The organism is Allokutzneria oryzae, from assembly GCF_042429765.1.
Lineage (GTDB): Bacteria > Actinomycetota > Actinomycetes > Mycobacteriales > Pseudonocardiaceae > Allokutzneria > Allokutzneria oryzae.
Window position 1 is genome coordinate 119,045 of record NZ_JBHLZU010000023.1, and the last position, 17,532, is coordinate 136,576.

Below are 17,532 nucleotides of genomic sequence, written 5' to 3' on the forward strand. Positions count from 1 at the left end.
AGTACTCTCGCCGCCCCAACCCTTTACGCCGTAAAGATATCAGGAGGAGCGGTATGGGCTCTGCCCCATCCAACCGGGCGGCGATCCGGGCCGACGGCCTGGTCAAGCGGTACGGCTCGCACCGGGCGCTCGACGGCTTCGACCTGGAGGTCCCGCGCGGGATCGTCTTCGGGCTGCTCGGCCCCAACGGCGCCGGCAAGACCACCGCGGTGCGCACGCTGACCACGCTGGCCCGCTGCGACTCCGGCAGCGCCACCGTCGCCGGGCACGACGTGCGCACCGAGCCCTTCGAGGTGCGGCGCCGGATCGGGCTCAGCGGCCAGAGCCCGGCGGTCGACGAGATCCTCAGCGGCAGGCAGAACCTGGTGCTCTTCGCCAGGCTCAACCGCCTCGGCCGCGCCGAGGCTCGGCGGCGGGCCGACGAGCTGCTCGACCAGTTCGGCCTCACCGACACCGGCTCCAAGGCCGTCCGGCACTACTCCGGCGGCATGCGGCGGCGGCTGGACCTCGCGGTCACCCTGCTGCTGCGGCCCGAGGTGCTCTTCCTCGACGAGCCCACCACGGGCCTGGACCCCAGCAACCGCAACGAGGTGTGGGAGGCGGTGCGGTCACTGGTCGCCGACGGCACCACCGTGCTGCTCACCACCCAGTACCTGGACGAGGCCGACCAGCTCGCCGCGACGGTCGCGGTGATGGGCGCGGGCCGGGTGATCGCCGAGGGCAACCCGGACGAGCTCAAGCGCAAGGTCGGCGGCGACCGCCTGGAGGTCACCGTCGAGCACGCTTGCGACATCGGCGCCGCGCGGGAGGCACTGGCCGCGTGGGCGGTCGGCGAGCCCAGGGTCGAGCCCGCGCTGCGGCGGATCGGCGTCGAGGTCGGCGACCGCGTGGCCGCGCTGAGCGGGGCGCTGGCCGAGCTCAACGAGCGCCGGATCGCCCTCGCCGACATCGGCCTGCGCAAGCCCACCCTGGACGACGTCTTCCTCAAGATCACCGGAACCACCACCCAGAAGGGAGCCTGAGTGCTCGCCACCCCAGCCCCGCGTGTGCGCTGGGCCGTCCGCGACGGACTGCTCATCGCCAGGCGGGATCTCACCCAGTGGTTCAGGGAACCCCAGATGGTTCTCTGGAACCTGCTGTTCCCCGTGGTGTCCGTGCTGCTGTTCGCCTTCGTCTTCGGCAGCGCGATGATCGCCCCGGAAGGCGGGAACTACCAGGACTTCCTGATGCCGGGCTTCTTCGCGCAGACCATGGCCTTCGGCCTGAGCGAGACGATCATGGCGGTGCAGGCCGACTCCGCGAAGGGCGTCACCGACCGGTTCCGGTCCATGCCGATCGCGCCGTCAGCGGTGGTGCTCGGCCGCTGCTTCGCCAACATGCTCTACTCCGTCGCCGGTCTGGCCATCGTGGTCCTGTGCGGCCTGGCGATCGGCTGGCGCTGGCACAACGGGCTCGACGGGGCGCTGGCCGCGTTCGCGCTGCTGCTCCTGCTGCGGCTGGCGATGCTGTGGGTGGGCATCGTGATCGGGCTCAAGGCGCGCCACCCCGAGGCGGTCAGCGGCCTGATCGGACTGATGTACCCGGTGACCATGCTGACCAACGCCTTCGCCGACCCGGCGCGGATGCCCGGGGTCGTCGGAGCGCTGGCCGAGGCCAACCCGCTGTCCTGGACGATCACCGCGATCCGCGGGCTGTTCGGCAACCCGGTCGGTGCGCCATCGGGATGGCTGGGGGACAACGCGGTTCTCCTCGCCACCGTGTGGCCGCTCGTGCTGAGCGCGGTGTTCCTCCCGCTCGCCGTCCGCGCGTTCCAGGGGCTGTCCCGATGAGCGCGCCGGGGCGGGCCGCCGCCGACAGCCACGACGTCATCCAGGTTCGCGGTGCCAGGGAGAACAATCTGGCCGACGTCTCGCTCGACATCCCCAAGCGCAGGCTCACCGTCTTCACCGGCGTCTCGGGGTCGGGCAAGTCCTCGCTGGTCTTCGGCACCATCGCGGCGGAGTCACGGCGCCTGATCAACGAGACCTACACCGCCTTCCTCCAGTCGTTCATGCCGAGCACGGGCCGGCCGGACGTGGACGCGTTGCACAACCTCAGCGCCGCGATCGTGGTCGACCAGGAACGGATGGGCGCCAACTCCCGCTCCACGGTCGGCACCGCGACGGACGCGCACACGATGCTGCGCATCCTCTTCAGCAGGCTCGGCACGCCGCACGTCGGCCCGGCCGCCGCCTTCAGCTTCAACGGCCCCGAGGGCATGTGCCAGGAGTGCGAGGGCATCGGCCGGGTCTCGGCGGTCGACGTCGACCAGCTGGTCGACCGCGAGCTGTCGCTGGCCGGGGGTGCGATCACCGCGCCCGGTTTCACCGTCGACAGCTGGTACGTGCAGACCTACATCCAGTCGGGCCTGTTCGACCCGGACAAGAAGCTCGCGGACTACTCCCCCTCGGAGTGGGACGACCTGCTGAACCGGACCTCCCTCAAGGTCAAGCTCGGCGGCACCAACGTCACCTACGAGGGCCTGCTGGTGAAGGTGCAGCGGCTCTACCTGTCCAAGGACCGGGAGGCGATGCAGCCGCACATCCGGGCCTTCGTCGACCGGGCGGCGACCTTCACGACGTGCGGGTCCTGCCAGGGCGCGCGGCTGAACCCCGCCGCGCTGTCGTCGAAGATCGACGGGCGCAGCATCGCCGACTGCTCCGCGATGCAGGTCAGCGACCTCGCGGAGGTCGTCAGCAAGATCACCGACAACACCGGGGTCGGGCCGCTGCTCGACACGCTGCGGCACACCCTGGACTCGTTGGTGGAGATCGGTCTCGGCTACCTGAGCCTGGACCGGGAGTCATCAACGCTGTCCGGTGGTGAGGCGCAGCGGGTGAAGATGGTGCGGCACCTCGGCTCCAGCCTCAGCGACGTCACCTACGTCTTCGACGAGCCGACCGTCGGACTGCACCCGCACGACATCCAGCGGATGAACAACCTGCTGCTGTTGTTGCGGGACAAGGGGAACACCGTGCTCGTCGTGGAGCACAAGCCCGAGGTCGTCGAGATCGCCGACCACGTGGTCGACCTCGGTCCCGGCGCGGGCTCTCACGGCGGGCGGATCTGCTACACCGGAGACGTCGCGGGGCTGCGCGCCTCGGGAACGCTGACCGGGCGGCATCTGGACCACCGCGCGCGCCTCCGTCCGGAGGTCCGCAAGCCGACCGGGAAGCTGTCCATCACCGGCGCGTCGCTGCACAACCTGAAGGACGTCAGCGTCGACATCCCGCTCGGGGTTCTGACGGTGGTGACCGGGGTCGCGGGGTCGGGCAAGAGCTCGCTGATCCACGGGTCGCTGTCCGGCCGGGACGACGTGGTGGTGGTCGACCAGTCGGCGATCCGAGGTTCCCGGCGCAGCAACCCTGCCACCTACACCGGGCTGCTCGACACCGTCCGGACGGCCTTCGCCAGGGCGAACGGGGTGAAGGCCGCGCTGTTCAGCGCGAACTCGGAGGGCGCGTGCCCCACCTGCAAGGGCATCGGAACCGTCTACACCGACCTGGCGATGATGGCCGGGGTCGCCACGGTCTGCGAGAAGTGCGAGGGCAAGCGGTTCACCGCCGAGGTGCTCACGCACAAGCTGCACGGAAAGGACATCAGCGAGGTCCTCGCCATGTCCGTGGCGCAGGCCAGGGAGTTCTTCACCGCCAAGGCGCCGAGGGCGATCCTGGACCGGCTCTCCGACGTCGGGCTCGGCTACCTCGGCCTCGGCCAGCCGCTGACCACGCTCTCCGGCGGTGAGCGGCAGCGGCTGAAGCTGGCGATCCGGATGGCGGAGAAGGCCGCGACCTACGTGCTCGACGAGCCGACGACGGGGTTGCACCTCGCCGACGTCGACCAGGTGCTGGGGCTGCTGGACCAGCTGGTCGACGACGGCAACACGGTGATCGTCATCGAGCACCACCAGGCCGTGATGGCGCACGCCGACTGGATCGTGGACCTGGGACCGGGCGCGGGCCAGGACGGCGGGCGCGTGGTGTTCACCGGCACTCCGGCCGACCTGGTGGCCGACGGGAGCACGCTCACCGCCCGCCACCTGCGCGACTACGTGGGAGGGTGAGGAATGCTCCCGGTACGCACGATCGAGGTCACGAAGGTCCGGCGCATCACGCCGCGAATGGCCCGCATCACCTTCGGTGGTCCTGACCTGGCTGGGTTCGGCGGCTACACCGAGCCGGACCAGCAGGTGAAGCTGTACTTCCCGAAGCCGGGCCACGCCGTGCCGGTACTGCCGGACCCCGACGCGGAGTTCCTGTCGTGGTACCAGACCTACAACGAGATCCCCGAGGCCGACCGGCCGTGGATGCGCAGCTACACCCTCAGTGGGCACGACAGCGGGGACGACACGATCGACATCGACTTCGTGCTGCACGACCACGCCGGTCCGGCGACCCTGTGGGCGATGTCGGCGGAGCCGGGCGACAAGCTCGGCATGTTCGGCCCCTCGGACGACTTCGCCCGGCCGGTGCCGTTGCGGACCTCCGTCGAGGCGGCCGACTGGCTGCTGGTGGCGGGGGACGAGACGGCGCTGCCCGCGATCGGCACGCTGCTCGGGTGGCTGCCACCGGGCCACCGCGCGCTGGTCTACGTCGAGGTGGCCGACGCGGCGGAGCACCAGCGGTTCGACACCCGGGCCGACGCGGCCGTGCACTGGGTGCACCGGGACGGCGCGGAGACCGGTCCGCTCGTGGACGCCCTGCGCGAAGCGGAGTTCCCACCGGGATCGGTGTTCGCGTGGATCGCCGCGGAGTCCGGGGTGGTGCGGTCGCTGCGGCGGCACCTCATCGGGGACCGCGGTGTCGGCAAGCGGGCCATCGAGTTCACCGGGCACTGGCGGCGGGCCCTGACCCAGGACGACGCGCCCACCGCGGAGGACATCGCCGAGGCCCAGGAGCGGTACCAGTGATCACCGCACCGGGTGGCCAGAGGTAGAAGTTCCTGAACAGTCGCTTGCCGGGCCCGGCACCGGCGAGCTATCCAGGAGCCGACTTCGGACCTTGGGGGCGGAGTGGCCCTGGAACTCGCGGTGCTCGGCGACCTGGAGGCGCGGGTCGACGGGGAGCCGGTGGACACCGGCTCCCCGCGACAGCGCACGGTGCTGGCGGCCCTGCTCGTGGACGCCAACCGGGTCGTCCCGCAGGACCAGCTCATCACCCGCGTGTGGGGCGCGAACCCGCCGACCGGGGTGCGATCCACCCTGCACACCTACATCTCCCGCCTGCGCGCCGCGCTCGCCGCCAGCGCCGAGGTCAGCCTGACGCGCAGGCCCGGCGGCTACACGCTGGCCACCGACTCGGCCAACATCGACCTGCACGCCTTCCGGGCCAGGGTGGCGAAGGCCCGCGCGAAGTCCGATCCCGCCGGTCGCGCCGTCCTGCTCCGGCACGCGCTGGAGCTGTGGCGTGGAGACGCTCTCGCCGGTTTCGACACGGAGTGGGCAAGCTCGGTGCGGATCACGCTGCACAAGGAGCGGCTGGCCGCGCAGATCGACCGCGTGGAAGCGCTGCTGGAGTGCGGGCGGCACGCGGACCTGGTGGCGGAGCTGACCGAGCTCACCGCCGAGCACCCGCTCGACGAGCGCCTGTGCGAGCAGCTGATGCTGGCGCTCTACCGCAACGACCGCCGGGCCGACGCGCTCCAGGAGTACCAGCGGATCAGGCGCGCTCTCGCCGACCAGCTGGGGATGGACCCCGGCGGCAAGCTCCAGGAGCTGCACGGTCGCATCCTTGCCGCAGCCCCCGACTTGGCCGCGCACCACCGCCGAGGCTCTCCCAGGGGCCCGGTCCCCCACCAGCTCCCGTCCGCGCCCGGCGGGTTCACCGGTCGCCACGCCGAACTGGCCACTTTGGACGGAAGTCCGCTGACCGTGGTCAGTGGAGCAGGAGGGACCGGCAAGACCTCGCTGGCCCTGCACTGGGCTCACCTTGCCCCACAACGGTTTCCCGACGGCCAGCTCTACGCGGACCTGCGCGGCTTCGACCCGGCGGAGGAGCCGGCCCCGCCGCCGGTCGTGCTCCGTGGCTTCCTCGACGCGCTCGGCGTGCAGCCCGACACCGTTCCCGACGGCTTCCAGGCGCAGGTCGAGCTGTACCGGGATCTCGTGGCCGACCGCGAGATGCTCATCGTGCTGGACAACGCCCGCGACGTCGACCAGATCGCCCCGTTGCTGCCGGGCTGCGACGAGTGCACCGTCGTGGTGACCAGCCGCAACCACATGACCGCACTGCCCAGCACGCGGCTGGTCCGGCTGGATCCGCTGGACGAGGAGGACTCCTACACGCTCCTCGCTCTGCGGCTGGGCGAGGCCCGGCTCACGGCGGAGCCGGACGCCGTGACCGAACTGCTCACCCTGTGCGCGGGACTTCCCCTGGCGTTGGGCATCGTCGCCGCCCGCGCCGCGACCTCACCGTGGTTGCGGTTGTCCGAGCTGACCGACCAGCTGCGTGACGACCGGTCCAGGCTGGACGGTCTGGGCATCGGCGACTCACGCGTGGACCTGCGCGCGGTGTTCTCGTGGTCGCTGCGCGCCCTGTCCCCCGCAGCCGCCGAGTTGTTCGGACTGCTCGGACTCGTGCCCGGCTCAGAGATCGGCAGAACCGCGGTGGCCGCGCTCACCGGCTCCCCGGCGTCGGCAGGGTTGCTGAGCGAGCTGGAGAACGCCAACCTGGTGATTCGGTCCACTCCGGACAGGTTCCGGATGCACGATCTGATTCGCTTGTACGCCAAGGAGACCGCGTCCGACTCCTCTGAGGGGCTGCGGCGGTGGGTGGACTTCCACACGCACTCGGCCTACAACGTCGAACAGGTGCTGTTCCCCCGTCGCGCCGGGATCGAGCTGGAGGCACCGGCACCCGGCTGCGTACCCGACACCTTCGACAGCATCGAAGCGGCGATGGCGTGGATGGACGTCGAGCACCACAACGTCAAGGCAGCGCAATCGGTTGCGATGAACTTCTTGTGGCACAACAGGGTGTGGCAGATCGCCCGCGCGATGGACACCTTCTACTGGCGTCGCGGTCACCTCCTCGACCGGGTCGCGATGTGGTCGGCGGGCCTCGACGCGGCCGAAGCCCTCGACGACATGGAGGTGCGCCTGCTGTGCTTCCGATCGCTCGCCGACGCGTACGCGCGCGCGGGTGAGCACGACAAAGGGCTCACGATCGTCGAACACGCGCTCGCGCTGGCCGAGCGCGGCGAGGACACAGCGGTGTTGGGACACATCCACTACAGCCTCGTCTCGGCGTGGGACCAACGAGGCGACCACGCGCGCGGCCTGGAGCACGCCAAGGCGGCTTTGCTTGCCTACCAAGGCCTTGACAACCCCACGTGGCACGCGCAGGGGAAGATCGCGGTGGGCTGGTGCCTGATCAAACTGGGGCGGCACGACCAAGCGCGACAGCACTGCGAGGACGCGCTCGCCCTGTACCGCGCGCATGGCGATCGCAGCGGTGAGGCGGGCGCTCTCGAAGGGCTCGGCATGCTGGCCTACGGCTGCCGCCGCTACGACAAGGCGCTGGCGTACTTCCAGCGAGCGCGGGAGTTGTGCGAGCAAACGGGAAACCAGTACGTGGAGGCGGAAGTCGTCGAACACATCGGCGAGGCGTACGCGGGCCTGGGGCGGCACCGCGAGGCCAGGAGCAGCTGGGAGCGGGCTGCGGAGGCCTTCATCGAGCAGAACCGCACGCGCGAGGCGCGGCGAGTGCTCGCCCTGCTCCGCGGGCCGGTCCCGTTCTGAGCCCGCTCCTCACCGGACCACGTGGCGCTGGATGTCCTCGGCGACCTGCGCGCGGTCCATGGCGTACTTGCGGAGGATGTTCTTCAAATGCGTCTTCACCGTGTTCGCGCTGATACCCAGCTCCTGGGCCAGCCGCTGGTTGGTGAAGCCGTCTGCGACCAGTAACGCGATCCGCTGCTCTGCCGGGGTCAGCGCGAGGAAACGCTGCTCGGGGCCGTCGGTGGGGATCGGCTCGGAGCGCATCGACATCCCCACGAGCTCGGACTGGATCTCCTCGCACGAGGTCACGACCTGCCGCAGGTGCGCGGCGGCGAGCGTCATCTCGCCGCCCACGAGCACGTCCTCGGCGGTGCGGCGCAGCGCGGCGACCCGCGACGCGAGGTACTCCACGACCGGGTCGCAGTTGCGGGACGGCAGGACGCCCAGTCCGGCGCCGGGCAGCAGTCGCAGTGCTTCCAGGTCCTCCTGATGCCGCGCGAGCACCCTGCCGACGAGTCCGGCCAGCCATTCGAAAGCGTGCACCGCGTTGTCGTCGAAGGCGTCGGGCACCGAGCAGTACATCGACAGCATGCCGAAGATCCGGCGTCCCCCCGTGCGGTCCCGCCGGAACAACGGAACCGTGACCACGTCGGCGGCGTCGCTGTCGGCCCGCAGAGCCGCCCCGTTGTCGTAGGCCACGCGATAGGTCTGTTTGTGCCGCAGTACCCACGCCGTCTGCCCTTGTGGGCTGTAGGCGCGCGAAACCGGGTCCTCGTGTCCGTACACGTAACGGATCCGGTTGGCCCCGTGCAGCAGACCGACGTGGAAGGAGTCGACCCTGGCGATCCTGCTCGCCACGACGCGGACGTACTCGTAGAGGCCGTAGCGGTCGTAGGCGAACCGCGCTGTGACCGTGTGGTGCGCCTCGTGCAGGACAGCTGCTGTCCCAGCACTGACTCGCAGTGGGAGCTGTGACACTGGGCCTCCTCACGATCGCCCAAGAGAGACCAGACTACGTCTCCTTCGCCGCGGCGGAGCGGCGCTTGCTCACCTTGTGGTAGCTGTACGCGAGCAACCCGAGCACGATGGCGCCGGAGATGATCAGGCTCGACCCGGTGGCCCAGCCGGGCAACGGCAGCCACGGGAACACCCGCAGGCCCCAGACCACGCCGAGGGCGATCATCCCCAGTCCGAACAGCACCGAGCCCGCGATGCTCAGCGGCGAGGACACCGCGCTCTCCATGCCCTTCATCGCGCGGTCGCGCACCGGGTCGACGTACTTCTCCAGCGACGGGAACTCCGCTGCCAGGGTGACCAGCCCGGCAAGCACCAGCAGCAGGCCAGGCCCCGGCAGCACCAGCAGGATGATTCCGACCACCACCAAGGCCCCACCGAGCAACATGATCAACAAGCGCTTCATCTGCTTGCTCGCGCCCACTCGCCCTCCTCGGCTCCGATACCGACCACGCTAGGGCAGAACGACCCCCGCGCGCACTGAACACGCCACCCCGGCGCAGTGTCCACTGTGGGCGCTCCCCGGCCGACCTTCACCTGTTCGGCCCAGACTGTCAGGGGTCGGTGTCACCATCGCGACATGGACAAGGCACCGACGACACCGATCATGACCAGCGCGGCTGTGTCGCGGCTGGTGAACGCCTGGATGGCCACGATCCCCTCCGAGCACACCCGCCGCCGCTACCGCCGCGACCTCGGCAAACTCGCGAGCTGGCTGCTCGTCCACCGCGGCAGGGGCGTGCTGGCGACCCGCGCCGAGGACGTGATCGCGTACTCGCACACCCTGACCGGGCACCGCCACGACCTCGACCACCGCGTGCACCCGCTGCGCCGGCACAACACCATCGCGACCAAGGCGACCGCGTGGAGCTCCTTCTTCGCCTACTGCGTGCGGCAGGGTCTGCTCACGGCGAACCCGGTGCAGGAGGCCCGCGCGCTCGACCCGGCCGCCGCCTACCCGCCACATCCGCACCACCCCGCGCGGACCGTCGACGCGGCCGCGCTGCGCACCCTGGTCACCGAGGCGCACCGCGACCCGTGGCTCGGCGGAAGCCTGGGTGCCTCCCTGCTCGGGCTGCTCATCGTGACCCAATGGCGGCCGGAGCGGGTCACCACGCGCACGCTGACCGATCTCTCCCGGCGCGGCGTGCACGACGACGAGCAGTGGATCCCGTTGCCCGCGGAGCTGCACCACTACCTCGGCGCGTGGCTCGACGAACGCCCGGATGTCGTTGGGGCACATGTGTTCTTCGAGAGATCCGGGCTGCGCCGGATCTCCGCGATCGAGCTGATGCGGCTGGTCCTGCGCTGCGCCGAGCGGGCCGGTCTCGGCGACGCGGTCACGGCGACCCAGGTGGCGCGCGCGGCCGCGGAGCTCACCCGGCGCGGTGTCGCCGTCGTGCTGCCACCGCTGGCGGAGCTGCGCGCGGTGGCCCCGGCCCCGGAACAGCTCGCGCTGCCCGATGACCCCCGCGAGAACGACGCGCACCAGCCGGGCTACGGCCAGCAGGCGCTGCTGCCGCTGCCGGAGGGGGTGATCCGCCAGACCGGATGATCAGGAGCCGAGCAGGCGGTCGATCACCCGGCGCGCGCGCTCCGGCGCGGCACGGTCGCGGTCGAGCCGCAGCGCCTGGTTGAGGCTGAGCATCACGCCGTAGAGCTCGAACACGAGCTGCTCCGCGTCGGTGTCCTCCGGCAGTTCCCCCGCGCTCACGGCGAGGCGGATCTGGAGCGTCAGGTCGCGCTTCCACACCGCTGTCAGCCCGGCGATGGCATCGCGCACGGGTCCTTCGCGGTCGTCGAACTCGGCGACGACGGCGGTGAAGAAGCACCCGCCGGGGAACACCCCGCGCTCCATGTACGACACCCACGCCGCGCACAGCGCTCGCAGCCGGGGCAGCCCCGGCTCGGTCCCGGCGGCCCGGTCCGGGACCTCGTGCGCGAAGACCCCGGCCGCGGTGTCGATCACGGCGAGCTGCAGGACCTCCTTCGAGCCGAAGTGGCCGAGCAGCCCGGACTTGCTCATGCCCAGATCGGTGGCGAGGCGGCCGATGGTGAGGCCCTCCAGGCCCTCCACGGAGGCGACCTCGACGCCCCGGTCGAGGATCACCGAGCGGGTGTGCCTGGCGTCGGTCGCGGATCTGCGCGGACTCACCCGGCCACTCTAGCCCGATCCGGCCCGTTTAGCGTCCGACCGATCGGACGCTAAACTCCGGCGCATGCTTCGCTCCCGGATCACCGCACTGGGCCACCACCAGCCCGAACACGTGCTCACCAACCACGACCTCGCCCAGCTGGTCGACACCAGCGACGCCTGGATCCGCAAGCGCACCGGGATCGCCACCCGGCACATCGCCCGCGAGGAGTCGGTGACCGGCCTCGGCGCCCAGGCCGCCGCGAAGGCGCTGGCCGCGGCGGGCCTCTCCCCCGAGGACGTGGACCTGGTCGTGGTCGCGACCTGCACCGCGATCGACCGCTGCCCGGCCATCGCCACCCAGATCGCCGGCCGCCTCGGCATCCCGAGCGCGGCGGGCTTCGACGTGAACAACGGCTGCGCGGGCTTCGGCACCGCGCTCGCCACGGCCGACCACGCCGTGCGCGCCGAGGCCGCCCGCCACGCCCTGGTGGTCGGCGCGGAGAAGATGTCGGACGTCACCGACTGGACCGACCGCTCCACCTGCGTGCTGCTCGGCGACGGCGCGGGCGCCGCCGTGGTCAGTGCGACCGATGGCCCGGCCGGGATCGGCCCGGTCGTCTGGGGCTCCGACCCCACGCGCGGCCACGCGGTGCGCATCTCCGGCGACTGGCACCCCCTGTTCCGCCAGGAGGGCCGCGAGGTGTTCCGGTGGGCCACAACGGAACTGGCCCCGATCGCGCGGCGAGCCTGCGAACGAGCCGGGATCTCCCCCACCGACCTGGGCGCGGTGGTCACCCACCAGGCCAACCTGCGGATCATCGACGCGCTCACCGAGCGGCTGGGCGTCACCGGCGCGGTCGTCGCCAGGGACGTGGTGGACTCCGGCAACACCTCGGCGGCTTCGATCCCGCTGGCGCTGGCCAAGCTCGTCGAGCGTGGCGAGGTCCCATCGGGGACGCCGACCCTGCTGTTCGGCTTCGGCGGCGGCCTGTCCTGGGCCGGCCAGGTGGTGACGTGCCCGTGAGAACGATCGCGTTCCTGGCGCGGCTGGTGTTCCGGCCGCACGTGCGCGGAACGGAGAACGTGCCCCCGTCGGGTCCGGTCATCCTCGCCAGCAACCACCTGTCCTTCGTGGACAGCGTGGTGATCGGCCTGGTGGCACCGCGCCGCGTGGCGTTCCTGGCCAAGGCGGAGTACTTCACCCGGGCCGGTCTGCGCGGCCGCCTCACCCGTCGCCTGTTCACCGCGCTCGGAGCGATCCCGGTCGAACGCGGCACCTACCACTCGGCGCGGGCGTCCCTGGAGGCTTCCAGGCGGATCGTGGACGCGGGCAACGCCTTCGCGCTCTACCCGGAGGGCACGCGGTCGCTGGACGGCAGGCTCTACCGGGGCAGGACCGGCGTCGCCTGGCTGGCGCTGACCACGGGAGCCCCGGTGGTCCCGGTGGGCCTGCGCGGGACCGAGAAGCTCCACCCGGTCGGTGCCCGCCTCCCCCGCCCCCACCGCGTCACCGTCCACTTCGGACAACCACTGGCGTTCCCCGGCCGCGAGAACTCCGCCCGCGCGAGGCGGGAGGTCACCGACGAGGTCATGACCGCGATCCACGCCCTGACCGACCAACCCCGCGCCACCCACTACAACGAGTCCCCACCCCAAGCCGCCTAGCGCCTGCCCTGCAAGTCGTCCCGCCCCCCGAGCTGGCGCCACCCCCGTGCCCCCCTGCGCGCCTGGCCCGACTCGCGCGATCGAGGTTTTCGCGTTTTGTCACCTTGATGCGCAAAAGAGCGCTCCCAATTCGCATTAAGCCTACAAAACGCGAAACGAGGGGCGCGGGGATGAGGAGGCCAGGGGGTGGTGAGGTGGTGTTTCCGCGAGAAGGACAGGGCGCAGGAGCAGGACGAGCCTTGACAGGCAAGTGGCGGCTTGCCTATAAAGGCGGGGTGGATGCCGTGTTCAAGGCCCTCGGCGACGCGACCCGGCGAACGATTCTCGACGAGCTGACCGAGAAGGACGGGCAGACACTGTTCGAGATCTGCACCCGCCTCACGATGAGGCACGGGCTCACCTCCTCGCGGCAGGCGATCTCGCAGCACCTCGCCGTGCTGGAGGAGGCGGGCCTGGTGCGGACGCGCCGGGAGGGCCGCTACAAGTTCCACCACCTCGACACCACGCCGTTGCGGACCATCGTCGAGCGATGGCCGATCACCGAGGAGGACTAGCCATGCTCAGGATCACCGTCACCAGCGTCTTCGTCGACGACCAGGCCAAGGCACTGGACTTCTACACCGACGTGCTCGGCTTCGTGAAGAAGAACGACATCCCGCTCGGCGGCGGCGCCCGGTGGCTGACCGTCGTCTCCGCCGCCGACCAGGACGGCACCGAGCTGCTGCTGGAGCCGTCCAGTCACCCCGCGGTCGGCCCCTACAAGGACGCTCTGGTCGCCGACGGCATTCCCGCCGCCTCCTTCGGCGTCGAGAACGTGGCAGCGGAGTTCGAGCGGCTCAGCGCGGCCGGGGTGAAGTTCCTCCAGGAGCCGACCGACCTGGGCACGGTCACCGTCGCGGTCTTCGACGACACCTGCGGCAACCTGATCCAGATCGCCAGCACGCACTAGGACGCGCCTGCTGGTTCCACTGTGGACTGTTGCTCGTGGGCGAAGTTCCACTGGCGCGGCGGCGGGCCGCAGTTCTCAGGCCGAGAAGCGGGACGTCCTGCCCCAGATGAACCAGAAAAGCGGCCCCAGGAAAGGAAAGGCCAGCACGGCCAGTGCCCAGACCGCCTTGCCACCTGGAGCGTAGTTCTCGCTGCGCACGATGCCGATCAGCGCGGCGATGAAGAGCACCACGGCAGCGAGCCCGATCGCGAGGAACAGGGTCACGATCCCCCATCCGGCCACCTGGCCACCGATGTCGGGATCGCTGGCGAGCAGCGTCTCCATTGGGTCTCCCTTCGCGCCGCGCCGGTGACATCGGGTCAGTTCCGGCTGAGCCCCTCGGCATGATCCTCTGCCAGTCCCAGCACTCCCGCATCCGGAGCGACGGCGGGGTCACCGCCGATGGAGGCGGCGACCGCGGCCGCGCGTTATGTACGCATAGCGCGAATGAGAGCGCTCCCAATTCGCAACAAGCCTACATAACGCGACTACGTGGAGGGGTCGGAGGGGGAGGGGGGAGGTCGGTGGGGATCAGGTGGGGACGAGCGCGACGGGCAGGCTGCTGAGGCCGGTCAGCGAGGTCGAGTAGATCCGCTCGGCGGGGCCGCGCAGCTCCACAGTGGACACCAGCTCGCGCAGGGTCTCCAGCAGCGTGGTCACCTCGATCCGCGCCAGGTAGGCGCCGAGGCAGAAGTGCGGGCCGTAGCCGAAGGCCACGTGGTTGTTGGGGCTGCGCGCCAGGTCGAAGGTGTACGGCAGCTCGAAGACCGACTCGTCGCGGTTGGCCGACACGCTCCACACCGTCACGATCTCCCCCGCCGCGACCGCCTGGCCGCCGACCACCGTGTCGTGCGTGGCGGTGCGGCCGAAGTGCTGGGTCGGGCTGGTCCAGCGCAGCACCTCCTCGACGGCGGTCCGGACCGTCACCTCGCCGTCGCGCAGCGCCCGCCACTGGCCGGGGTGCGTGGCGAACGCCTCCACCGCGCCGATCATCGACAGCCTGCTGGTCTCGTCACCACCGAGGATCAGGTTGTAGCAGTTGAGGATGATCTCGTCCTCGCTCAGCGGCAGGCCGTCGATCTCCCCTCCCGCCAGCATCGCCACCACGTCGGCGTGCGGGGTGTCCTTGCGGTGCCGCGCGAGGTCGGCGAAGTAGAGCAGCAGCTGGTTCTTCGCCATCCACCCGTCCATCGCGGTGTGGTCGGCGCTCTCCGAGCTGATGGTCTGCTTGGTCAGCGCGAGGATGTCCATGCGGTCCTCCTCCGGCACGGCGAGGAGGTCGCAGATGGTGGCCAGGGGGATGTGCGCGGCGACCTCCTTGGCGAAGTCGGTCTCGCCACGCTCCACCGCCTCGCCGACCAGGCGACGCGTGACCGCCTTCAGCCGCTCCGTGACCACGTGCAGCGCACGCGGCGCGAACGCCTTCAACAGCAGCTTGCGCAGCTTCACGTGCCGGGGTCCGTCGGTGACGACGAGCATCCGTCCACCCGCCGAGTCCGCCTGCTGCAACAGGGTGTCGAGCACGTTGCCGCGCTCGGAGGTGAAGTTCGTGGTGTCCCGGCACACCGCGTTGAAGTCGGCGTGCTTCGTCACCACCCAGAACCCCGGTCCCCGTGCGGATTCCGGCTGCCAGTGCACGGGATCGTGCTGCCGCAGGTGCCGCCACACCTCGGTGAGGTCGTGCTCGACGAAGGTGCTCGGGTCGGCGAGGTCGATGCGGTCGATGTCCTCGGGGGCGACCAGGGTTCGGGTGGTCATCCGGTTCTCTCCTTGTCCAGGTCGTGGCCGAAGGCGCGCAGCGTCGGGCTGAAAGCCGCCAGCAGGGCCGGAACCACCAGCAGCCCCGCACAAGCCAGCAACGCGGCCCTTCCGCCGACGAGCTCCATCAGCACTCCGCCGACCAGTGAGCCGAGCGCGCCGCCGACGCTGTCGAGCAGTCCCATCGCGCCGCCGACCCGTCCGCGCAGCTCCTCCGGGGTCAGCAGCATCTGGTAGGTGACGATCGCGGTGTTGGCGGTCGGCGCGAGGAAGGCCGCCACCGCGAGCAGGCCGCCGGTCACCGGGAGGCTCGGCGAGAACGCCAGCAACGGTGCGACGATCACGAAACCCCAGATCACGCCGGTGATCGACAGGTACGGGCTGACCAGCCGCAGCAGCCGGGGAGCCGCGAGCGCGCCGAGCAGGCCGCCGATGCCCAGCAGCACGCCCAGCAGACCGATCTCGCTCTCCGGTGTGCCCCTCCCCTGCGCGGACAACAGCACGATCAGGTACACCGCGCCGAAGCTGAGGTTGAGCAGCACCGCGCACGCCGAGATCAGCCTGATCACCGCGTGGCCGAGCACCCAGCGGACGCCCTCCCCCAGCTCCGCGGCGAACCCGCGCCGAACCGGCTTCCGGCTCGGCGGCAGGCGCAGGAACAGCAGGGCCACACAGGACACCGCCTGGAGCACGGCGTTGAGCAGGAACGGGAAGACCCGGCCCAGCTCGAACAGGACGCCTCCGACGGCGTTGCCCCCCAGCTGGCCCAGCGAGCCGCGCGCCGAGTTCAGCGCGAACGCGCTGGGCAGCTGGTTGGCCGGGACCACCTGCGGGAGCGCCGCCTCCTCGGCCGGGTAGGCCAACGCGAGCGCCACCCCTTCGGCAACAGCCACCGCCAACAGGTGCGGAAACGACACGACGTCCAGCCAGAGCGCGACCGTCAGCCCACCGTAGGCGCACGCCCTGGTCAACGCGCACAACACCAGGATTCTCCTGCGGTCCCACCGGTCCGCGAGCACTCCTGCCGGGAGCCCGGCCGCCAGCTGGGCCGCGGCGAGGGTGAAGCCCGCGAGCCCGGCCAGCGCGGGTGACGCCCAGACCGATGCGACCAGCAACGGGTAGGCAAGCACGAAGACCTGGTTGCTCAGCTCGGAGCCGGCTTGTGCGGTCCACAACAGGTGGAAGTTCCTGTTGCGGGACAACGGCGTGCTCACGCGATGATGCGGGATCGACGGTCGCTCAGCGCGTAGATGCTGCGGACGTTGCGGATCAGGTTGAGCCGCTTCAGCCAGCGGTCCTTGCCGTCGTAGCGCGGCTGGAACGGCTCGCGCCCGTGCACCACCCGGTAGTTGTCGACGAACACCGCGTCGCCCGGCTGGAGCACCACGCGCTCCACCGCCGATCCCAGGTGACCCACCGTGGCGCGCACGGCTGCCTCCGCCTCGTCGTCACCGTCCTCAACGGACATGAAGTCCACGTCGAAGCGCAGGTACGGCCGCTCCTCAGGACCGAAGATCACCGATCCGGTGGTGTAGGCACGACCGGCGAGGTGGTCGTCACCGTCACCGTCGAGCAGGACCTCACCGATGTGAGAGTCGTCGGGGTAGAAGCGGAACCTGTTCTGCGACAGGACTTTCCTGGTCTCCTCAGGTAGCTCCAACGCGCCGATGCGGACGAAGGTGGTGCCGACCGCGTCGGGGTTGCGCAGGCACAGCAGGGAGACGTAGTCGCCCCGGCAGGGGTGGAAGATGTCCTCGGTGTGCAGCGACAGCGCCGCCTCGCTGCTCGCGCTGGTCAGCGAGAGCTCCATGCCGGGTGCGGGGCAGACGTCGTGCACGATGCGGCCGTCCTGCTGGTTGGCCCAGCCGAACGCCTCGCCGAGCGCGGAACCGCACAGCAGCAGCACGATCTCCTCACGCTGCCCCGCGCCGGTCTTCGCAGCGGTGTCCCATCCGGTCGGTGTGGGCACCAGGTCGCCCGCGATCGGCAGTCCGGAGACCACGGTCACGTCGGTCTCGTTGGCCCGCACCTCGGCGAGGAACTCCCGCAGTCGCAACGGAAGCCGCTCGGCGACCCGGCCCGCGCGGTCCACGAACGTCAGCGGGTCCCAGGTGTCGGCACCCGCGAGCACCTCGTCGGCAAGGCGGGCGATCTCGTCCGACTCGGCAGAGCTGAGAGTGATCTTGTCCACGCCACTGCTCCTTCTGTCAGGGA

17 protein-coding genes are annotated in these 17,532 nt (G+C 70.7%); 10 read left to right on the forward strand and 7 right to left on the reverse strand.

The window, feature by feature from the left end; translation table 11 throughout:
- Positions 1 to 53 precede the first annotated feature (53 nt).
- From ACFFQA_RS27415 to ACFFQA_RS27435, 5 genes are all read left to right on the forward strand, one after another.
- Positions 54 to 1,022: an ATP-binding cassette domain-containing protein gene (locus ACFFQA_RS27415; protein WP_377858271.1), complete on the forward strand. Its 969-nt coding sequence runs from the start codon at positions 54 to 56 to the stop codon at positions 1,020 to 1,022.
- Positions 1,023 to 1,829: an ABC transporter permease gene (locus ACFFQA_RS27420; RefSeq protein ID WP_377858274.1), complete on the forward strand. Its 807-nt coding sequence runs from the start codon at positions 1,023 to 1,025 to the stop codon at positions 1,827 to 1,829.
- Positions 1,826 to 4,102 carry an ATP-binding cassette domain-containing protein gene (locus ACFFQA_RS27425; protein WP_377858277.1) on the forward strand — a complete coding sequence of 759 codons (2,277 nt, stop codon included), beginning with the start codon at positions 1,826 to 1,828 and terminating at the stop codon, positions 4,100 to 4,102. The genes ACFFQA_RS27420 and ACFFQA_RS27425 overlap by 4 nt, the downstream gene beginning before the upstream one ends.
- A gap of 3 nt (positions 4,103 to 4,105) precedes the next feature.
- On the forward strand, positions 4,106 to 4,948 hold the full coding sequence (locus tag ACFFQA_RS27430) for a siderophore-interacting protein (RefSeq protein ID WP_377858280.1): 843 nt from the start codon (positions 4,106 to 4,108) through the stop codon (positions 4,946 to 4,948).
- Positions 4,949 to 5,050: 102 nt separating this feature from the next.
- Positions 5,051 to 7,777, forward strand: a complete 2,727-nt coding sequence (locus ACFFQA_RS27435; RefSeq protein WP_377858283.1) for an AfsR/SARP family transcriptional regulator — start codon at positions 5,051 to 5,053, stop codon at positions 7,775 to 7,777.
- A 9-nt stretch (positions 7,778 to 7,786) separates the two neighbouring features.
- Here the strand turns inward: ACFFQA_RS27435 and ACFFQA_RS27440 are convergent, their stop codons facing one another.
- Both ACFFQA_RS27440 and ACFFQA_RS27445 read right to left on the reverse strand, forming a co-directional pair.
- Positions 7,787 to 8,734, reverse strand: a complete 948-nt coding sequence (locus ACFFQA_RS27440; RefSeq protein WP_377858286.1) for a LuxR C-terminal-related transcriptional regulator — start codon at positions 8,732 to 8,734, stop codon at positions 7,787 to 7,789.
- A 34-nt stretch (positions 8,735 to 8,768) separates the two neighbouring features.
- Positions 8,769 to 9,194 carry a PGPGW domain-containing protein gene (locus ACFFQA_RS27445; RefSeq protein ID WP_377858289.1) on the reverse strand — a complete coding sequence of 142 codons (426 nt, stop codon included), beginning with the start codon at positions 9,192 to 9,194 and terminating at the stop codon, positions 8,769 to 8,771.
- 156 nt (positions 9,195 to 9,350) lie between these two features.
- On the opposite strand from ACFFQA_RS27445, the gene ACFFQA_RS27450 reads away from it, so the two are divergent.
- A complete protein-coding gene (locus ACFFQA_RS27450; RefSeq protein ID WP_377858292.1) occupies positions 9,351 to 10,325 on the forward strand; it encodes a site-specific integrase in 975 nt (324 codons plus the stop codon).
- Here the strand turns inward: ACFFQA_RS27450 and ACFFQA_RS27455 are convergent, their stop codons facing one another.
- Positions 10,326 to 10,925, reverse strand: coding sequence for a TetR/AcrR family transcriptional regulator (locus ACFFQA_RS27455; protein ID WP_377858294.1), 600 nt, complete (start codon positions 10,923 to 10,925; stop codon positions 10,326 to 10,328).
- Positions 10,926 to 10,989: 64 nt separating this feature from the next.
- Between ACFFQA_RS27455 and ACFFQA_RS27460 the strand changes: the two genes are divergently transcribed.
- The 4 genes from ACFFQA_RS27460 (at position 10,990) to ACFFQA_RS27475 (ending at position 13,521) form a co-directional block, all read left to right on the forward strand.
- Complete coding sequence (locus tag ACFFQA_RS27460; protein WP_377858297.1) at positions 10,990 to 11,931, forward strand: beta-ketoacyl-ACP synthase III; 942 nt, start codon at positions 10,990 to 10,992, stop codon at positions 11,929 to 11,931.
- Positions 11,922 to 12,572 carry a lysophospholipid acyltransferase family protein gene (locus tag ACFFQA_RS27465; protein ID WP_377858300.1) on the forward strand — a complete coding sequence of 217 codons (651 nt, stop codon included), beginning with the start codon at positions 11,922 to 11,924 and terminating at the stop codon, positions 12,570 to 12,572. The genes ACFFQA_RS27460 and ACFFQA_RS27465 overlap by 10 nt, the downstream gene beginning before the upstream one ends.
- A gap of 275 nt (positions 12,573 to 12,847) precedes the next feature.
- Positions 12,848 to 13,126 (forward strand): ArsR/SmtB family transcription factor, encoded by a 279-nt coding sequence (locus ACFFQA_RS27470; protein ID WP_377858303.1) that lies wholly within the window; start codon positions 12,848 to 12,850, stop codon positions 13,124 to 13,126.
- Positions 13,127 to 13,128: 2 nt separating this feature from the next.
- Positions 13,129 to 13,521, forward strand: a complete 393-nt coding sequence (locus ACFFQA_RS27475) for a VOC family protein (protein WP_377858306.1) — start codon at positions 13,129 to 13,131, stop codon at positions 13,519 to 13,521.
- Between the two features lie 75 nt (positions 13,522 to 13,596).
- Here ACFFQA_RS27475 and ACFFQA_RS27480 read toward each other — a convergent pair whose 3' ends face one another.
- The 4 genes from ACFFQA_RS27480 to ACFFQA_RS27495 form a co-directional block, all read right to left on the reverse strand.
- Positions 13,597 to 13,845, reverse strand: coding sequence for a PLD nuclease N-terminal domain-containing protein (locus tag ACFFQA_RS27480; RefSeq protein ID WP_377858309.1), 249 nt, complete (start codon positions 13,843 to 13,845; stop codon positions 13,597 to 13,599).
- Positions 13,846 to 14,091: 246 nt separating this feature from the next.
- Positions 14,092 to 15,318, reverse strand: a complete 1,227-nt coding sequence (locus tag ACFFQA_RS27485) for a cytochrome P450 (RefSeq protein WP_377858312.1) — start codon at positions 15,316 to 15,318, stop codon at positions 14,092 to 14,094.
- On the reverse strand, positions 15,315 to 16,532 hold the full coding sequence (locus ACFFQA_RS27490) for an MFS transporter (RefSeq protein WP_377858315.1): 1,218 nt from the start codon (positions 16,530 to 16,532) through the stop codon (positions 15,315 to 15,317). Before ACFFQA_RS27490 ends, ACFFQA_RS27485 begins: the two co-directional genes overlap by 4 nt.
- Entirely contained in the window at positions 16,529 to 17,509 is a 981-nt protein-coding gene (locus tag ACFFQA_RS27495) for a TauD/TfdA family dioxygenase (protein WP_377858318.1), read from the reverse strand. Before ACFFQA_RS27495 ends, ACFFQA_RS27490 begins: the two co-directional genes overlap by 4 nt.
- Positions 17,510 to 17,532 lie beyond the last annotated feature (23 nt).

What these genes read in the sequence shown, in the direction of transcription:
- ACFFQA_RS27415 (WP_377858271.1), top strand. Translation starts at nt 54, where the DNA reads ATGGGCTCTGCCCCATCCAACCGGGCGGCGATCCGGGCCGACGGCCTG.
- ACFFQA_RS27425 (WP_377858277.1), top strand. Translation starts at nt 1,826, where the DNA reads ATGAGCGCGCCGGGGCGGGCCGCCGCCGACAGCCACGACGTCATCCAG.
- ACFFQA_RS27430 (WP_377858280.1), top strand. Translation starts at nt 4,106, where the DNA reads ATGCTCCCGGTACGCACGATCGAGGTCACGAAGGTCCGGCGCATCACG.
- ACFFQA_RS27450 (WP_377858292.1), top strand. Translation starts at nt 9,351, where the DNA reads ATGGACAAGGCACCGACGACACCGATCATGACCAGCGCGGCTGTGTCG.
- ACFFQA_RS27460 (WP_377858297.1), top strand. Translation starts at nt 10,990, where the DNA reads ATGCTTCGCTCCCGGATCACCGCACTGGGCCACCACCAGCCCGAACAC.
- ACFFQA_RS27475 (WP_377858306.1), top strand. Translation starts at nt 13,129, where the DNA reads ATGCTCAGGATCACCGTCACCAGCGTCTTCGTCGACGACCAGGCCAAG.
- ACFFQA_RS27480 (WP_377858309.1), bottom strand. Translation starts at nt 13,845, where the DNA reads ATGGAGACGCTGCTCGCCAGCGATCCCGACATCGGTGGCCAGGTGGCC.
- ACFFQA_RS27485 (WP_377858312.1), bottom strand. Translation starts at nt 15,318, where the DNA reads ATGACCACCCGAACCCTGGTCGCCCCCGAGGACATCGACCGCATCGAC.